Origin of the sequence: Amycolatopsis rhizosphaerae, assembly GCF_007713715.1 — a bacterium.
GTDB classification, from domain to species: Bacteria; Actinomycetota; Actinomycetes; order Mycobacteriales; family Pseudonocardiaceae; genus Amycolatopsis_E; species Amycolatopsis_E rhizosphaerae.
On record NZ_VJWX01000518.1, the window covers coordinates 1 to 5,047 of the forward strand.

The 5,047-nt window shown below is 72.2% G+C and carries 5 protein-coding genes; 2 read left to right on the forward strand and 3 right to left on the reverse strand.

The window, feature by feature from the left end; all coding sequences use genetic code 11:
- Positions 1–1,533, forward strand: a 1,533-nt coding sequence (locus FNH05_RS32045) for an MFS transporter (RefSeq protein ID WP_144592590.1), incomplete at its 5' end; no start/stop codon positions are given.
- Between the two features lie 11 nt (positions 1,534–1,544).
- Here FNH05_RS32045 and FNH05_RS32050 read toward each other — a convergent pair.
- Genes FNH05_RS32050 through FNH05_RS32060 form a run of 3 tightly spaced genes read right to left on the reverse strand, consistent with a single transcriptional unit; the run spans position 1,545 to position 4,530 of the window.
- Complete coding sequence (locus FNH05_RS32050) at positions 1,545–2,684, reverse strand: L-talarate/galactarate dehydratase (protein ID WP_144592591.1); 1,140 nt, start codon at positions 2,682–2,684, stop codon at positions 1,545–1,547.
- Positions 2,681–3,613: a 5-dehydro-4-deoxyglucarate dehydratase gene (gene kdgD / locus FNH05_RS32055; protein WP_246128064.1), complete on the reverse strand. Its 933-nt coding sequence runs from the start codon at positions 3,611–3,613 to the stop codon at positions 2,681–2,683. Before kdgD ends, FNH05_RS32050 begins: the two co-directional genes overlap by 4 nt.
- A 29-nt stretch (positions 3,614–3,642) precedes the next feature.
- The gene (locus tag FNH05_RS32060) at positions 3,643–4,530 is read right to left on the reverse strand and encodes a LysR family transcriptional regulator (RefSeq protein ID WP_144592593.1); all 888 of its coding nucleotides are present in this window, start codon (positions 4,528–4,530) and stop codon (positions 3,643–3,645) included.
- 180 nt (positions 4,531–4,710) lie between these two features.
- Between FNH05_RS32060 and FNH05_RS32065 the strand changes: the two genes are divergently transcribed.
- Positions 4,711–5,047: aldehyde dehydrogenase family protein (locus FNH05_RS32065; RefSeq protein ID WP_246128065.1), on the forward strand; the 337-nt coding region annotated here is incomplete at its 3' end.

A 5,047-nucleotide genomic window follows, 5' to 3' on the forward strand; every position in this document is an offset into this window, starting at 1 on the left:
ACCCTGGACACGTCGGTGCTCAACGTGTCGATCGCGAAGGTCGCCGAGGATCTGGGCACCACCGTCACCGGGATCCAGACCGCCATCACGCTCTACACCCTGGTGATGGCGATGTTCATGGTCACCGGCGGCAGGCTGGGGGCCCTGATCGGGCGGCGGCGGGCCTTCGCGCTCGGCTGCGTGGTCTACGGGTGCGGCTCGCTGACCACCTCACTGGCGCCCGGCCTCCCGGTGCTCATCGTCGGCTGGTCGGTGCTGGAGGGGCTGGGCGCGGTACTGATCATGCCCGCGATCGTCGCGCTGGTCGCCGCCAACTTCGGCCGTGACCAGCGGCCCCGCGCCTACGGGTTGATCGCCGCCGCGGGCGCGATGGCGGTCGCCGTCGGCCCGCTCGTCGGCGGGCTGGTCACCACCTACTTCTCGTGGCGCTGGGTGTTCGCCGCGGAGGTGCTCCTCGTGCTCGGCATCCTTGTGTTCGCCCGCCGCATGGCCGAGTCGGCGCCGGAACGGAACCCGTCGCTGGACCTGGTGGGCACGGTGCTCTCCGCCGCGGGACTCGGCCTCGTGGTGTACGCGATCCTGCGGACGAGCACCTGGGGCTGGGTGCTGCCGAAGGCGGGGGCGCCCAGCCTCTTCGGCCTGTCGATCAGCCTGTGGCTGATCCTGGCCGGGTTACTGGTACTGCGGCTCTTCCTGGGCCGGCAGCACCACCGGATCAGACGGGGCCGCGAGCCGCTCACCGACCCGGCCCTGTTCGGGAATGCCGGGCTCAGGACCGGGCTGATCGTCTTCTTCTTCCAGTTCCTGCTGCAGGCCGGTCTGTTCTTCGTCGTTCCGCTGTTCCTGTCCGTCGCTTTGGGACTGTCCGCACTGGACACCGGCGTGCGGTTGCTGCCGCTGTCGGTCGCGCTGCTGGCGGCCGCGGCGGGTATTCCGAAGGTGTGGCCGGAGGTCTCGCCGCGGCGTGTCGTGCGGCTGGGGTTGACCACCCTGCTCGCCGCGCTCGTGATCCTTCTGGCGGCGCTCGAACTCGGGGCCGGGCCGGAGATCACCACCGTGCCGATGCTGCTGGCCGGTTTCGGTATCGGCGCGCTGGCCTCGCAACTGGGCAGCGTCACCGTCTCGGCGGTGCCGGACGAGCGGACGAGCGAGGTCGGCGGGCTGCAGAACACCGCCACCAACCTCGGCGCCTCCGTCGGGACCGCGCTGGCCGGTTCGGTGCTCATCGCGGCGCTGACGACCTCGTTCCTGCAGGGCATCGCGCAGAACCCGGCGGTGCCCCCACAGGTGAGCGCGCAAGCCGAGGTCTCGCTCGTCAGCGGGGCCACGTTCCTCTCCGACGCGGCCCTGGGCAACGGGCTGGCGGCGGCGGGAGTGCCGGAACCGGCGGCCGCCGCGATCGTCGCGGAGAACGAGAAGCCGCGCATCCAGGCGCTGCGGGCTTCGATCGCGGTGCTCGCCCTTGCCGCCGTGCTCTCGATCTTCTTCACCCGCCGCATCCCGGCCGTCCAGCCCGGCCGTTCCCCGGCCTGAGCGCGCCGTTCTCAGGCGCGGATCTCGGTTTCGGCGACGGTCCAGGCCCGGGCCTGATCGCTGATCGTCACGCCGAGGCCGGGCCTGCCGGACAGGTGCATGCGGCCGCCGCTGATTTCGAGATGCTCGTTGAACAGCGGGTCGAGCCACTCGAAATGCTCCACCCATGGTTCGCGCGGGTAGGCGGCCGCGAGGTGCACGTGGATCTCCATCGCGAAGTGCGGGGCGAGCTGCAGGTGGTGGTGCTCGGCCAGCGCCATCACCTTGAGGAACTGGGTGATCCCGCCGACCCGCGGGGCGTCGGGCTGGATGATGTCGGCGCCGCGGGCGCGGATCAGTTCGGCGTGTTCGGCCGCGCTGGCCAGCATTTCGCCGGTGGCGATCGCGGTGTCGAAGGTGGCCGCGAGCATCGCGTGTCCTTCGAAGTCGTGGGCGTCCAGCGGTTCCTCGATCCACACCAGGCCGAGTGGTTCGAAGGCGCGGCACATGCGGCGGGCGGCCGGGCGGTCCCACTGCTGGTTCGCGTCGACCATCAGCGCGACGCCGTCGCCGATCTTCTCCCGGACCGCGGTGACCCGGGCCAGGTCGGTGGCGTGGTCCGGGTGCCCCACCTTGATCTTGATCCCGCCGATGCCGCCCGCCACGGACTCCGCGGCGCGCTCCAGCACCTCTTCGGCCGGGGAGTGCAGGAACCCGCCCGAGGTGTTGTAGCAGCGGACCGAGTCGCGGTGGCTGCCGAGCAGCTTGGCCAGGGGCAGCCCGGCCCGCTTGGCCTTGAGGTCCCACAGCGCGATGTCGAAGGCCGCGATCGCCTGCACCGACAGGCCGCCGCGGCCCACGGACGCCCCCGCCCACACCAGTTTGTCCCAGATCTTCGCGATGTCACTGGGATCCTCGCCGAGCAGCACCGGGGCGATCTCCCGGGCGTGGGCGAACTGGCCGGGACCGCCGGCGCGCTTCGAGTAGCTGAAGCCGACGCCTTCGGCTCCCGCGGCCGTGGTGATCTCCGCGAACAGCATGGCGACTTCGGTCATCGGCTTCTGGCGGCCGGTGAGCACCTTCGCGTCGCTGATCGGTGTGGCCAGCGGCAGGGTGACCGACGAGATCCTGACGCGGGTGATCCGGTCGAGGGTGGCCGGGGTGGTGGTCATCGAGGGGTCTCCGTTCTCGCGATCTTGTTGACGAGGCCGGTCAGTTCGGCGAGTTCGGCGTCGGTGAGGCCGGTCAGCGGCGGCCGGACCGGCCCGGCGGGCCGGTTCACCGCGGCCAGCCCGGCCTTGATGATCGACACCGCGTAGCCCTTGTGCCGGTCGCGCAGGTCCAGGTAGGGCAGAAAGAACTCCCGCAGGTGCCGCTGCACCGTCCCGCGGTCGTTCGCGCGCACGGCGCGGTAGAACTCCAGCGCGAACTCGGGCACGAAGTTGAAGATCGCCGACGAGTAGGTGGTCGCGCCGAGCGCCTGGTAGGCGGGCGCGAAGGTTTCGGCCGTGGGCAGGCCGCCGATGTAGGTGAGCCGGTCGCCGAGCCGCGCCACGATCCGGGTCATCGTCTCGATGTTGCCGACGCCGTCCTTGAACCCGACGAGGTTCGGGCACCGCTCGGCCATCCTGGCCACCGTGACGTCGCCGCAGGCGGCGTTGGCGCGGTGGTAGAAGACCACGCCGAGGCTGGTCGCGCCGCACACGGCGGCCACGTGCTCGATCAGCCCGTCCTGCCCGGCCTCGGTCAGGTAGGGCGGGAAGAGCAGGATGCCGTCGGCTCCGGCGGCCTCGGCCGCCCTGGCCTGTTCGACCGCGGTCGCCGTGCCCGCCGAGGCCGGGGCGAGCACCGGCACACGTCCGTCCACTTCGGACACCGCGGCGCGCACCACCCGGTGGATTTCGGCGGTGGTCAGCGAGAAACCCTCGCCGGTACCGCCGGCGGCGAACAGGCCCGCCACCTCGTACCGCGACAACCAGGCGAGATGGTCCCGGTAGGCGGCTTCGTCGAAGGACAGGTCGGCACGGAAATGCGTGACGGGAAAGGACAGCAGCCCGCGGCCGAGCGCCGGGCCCAGGTCCGCGGCGGGCAGGTGTGACACGGTTTCTCCTTTTCGGACAATCGGTGACATCAGCTGGGGGGAAGCGAGCCGAGCAGGCCGACGACCCGGCGCAGCGCGGGATTGAGCAGCTCCCGCCGCCACACCGCGTGCAGCAGGACCGGGCCGGCGGCCGCGCCGTCGAGCGGGCGGAACCGCACGCCGTCGGGGTGCAGATGGGTCGCGGTCCCGGGGACCAGCGCGAGCCCCCGGCCCGCCGCGACCAGCGACAGCATGGTGTGCACCTGCGTGAGCTGGTGGGCCGGGGAGTAGGACACCCCGGCGAGAACGCGGGCCACCAGGTCGGCGAAGTAGCCCGCCTGCCCCGGGGTGTAGAGCAGCAGCGTTTCCTCGCCCAGTTCCCGCACCGGCAGCGGGCCGTCCGCCGCGGCCAGCCGGTGCCCCTCGGGCAGCGCGAGCACGAGCGGTTCGCTGTGCACCAGCCGTGAGGCGAACTCGGTCTCGTCCACCGGGGGCCGGGCCAGCGCCAGGTCCAGCCGCCCGCTGCGCAGGTTCTCGAGCTGGTTCGAACTGACCATTTCGCTCAGCACGAACTCGACCCCGGGCAGGGCCCGCTCCAGGTGGTTGAGGAACCGCCCGAGGAAGCGGAAGCCGGACGCGGCGGTGAACCCGATCCGGACGGTGCCGGTCTGCCCGGACGCGGCCAGCCGCGCCGTGCCCGGCGCCGCCTCCGCCAGCGCCAGCAGCCGCCGCGCCTCGACGAGGAAGGCCTCGCCCGCCGCGGTCAGTTCCACCCGCCGCTGGGTCCGGTCGAACAACACCACCCCGATCTCGCGTTCGAGCTTCTGGATCTGGCGGCTCAGCGGCGGTTGCGTCATCCTCAACCGCTCCGCGGCCCGGCGGAAGTTGCCTTCCTCCGCGACGACCACGAAGCCCAGCACCTGCTCGAGAGACAGCATGGGACCCGGATGGTACCCGGCACGGGCGCCCGCTCACCGGTCCTGGAACCGGATGCGCTCGATCGGCCCCATCGCCGGTTCGTTGCGGGTATCGGACGATGCGCGGAAGGTCTTGGACGGGTAGCGGACGGGCCGTCTACCGTCGGCACCGGAAGGCCGTGGCAAGCGAAGGGGGACTTCGTGCCCAGCGTCGGAGAACCGTCCGGACGGATGCTCATCGGCGCCCAGTGGGTGACCGGCGCGGGGCCGGAGGTCCGGTCGTGGGATCCGCGCACCGGGGAGCCGCTGGACCCCGCCTACCGCTACGGCGGCGACGAGGAGGTGGCGCGGGCCGCTTCGCTGGCCGAAGCGGCGTTCGGCCCTTACCGTGCCACGGATTCCGCGCCCCGGGCGCGTTTCCTGGGCCGCATCGCGGAGGAGATCACGGCGCGCGGCGAAGCGATCGTCCGGCGGGCGCACCGGGAAACCGCTCTCCCGCTCGCCCGGCTCGCCGGCGAGGTCGCCCGTACCACCGGCC

What these genes read in the sequence shown, in the direction of transcription:
- FNH05_RS32050 (WP_144592591.1), bottom strand. Translation starts at nt 2,684, where the DNA reads ATGACCACCACCCCGGCCACCCTCGACCGGATCACCCGCGTCAGGATC.
- FNH05_RS32060 (WP_144592593.1), bottom strand. Translation starts at nt 4,530, where the DNA reads ATGCTGTCTCTCGAGCAGGTGCTGGGCTTCGTGGTCGTCGCGGAGGAA.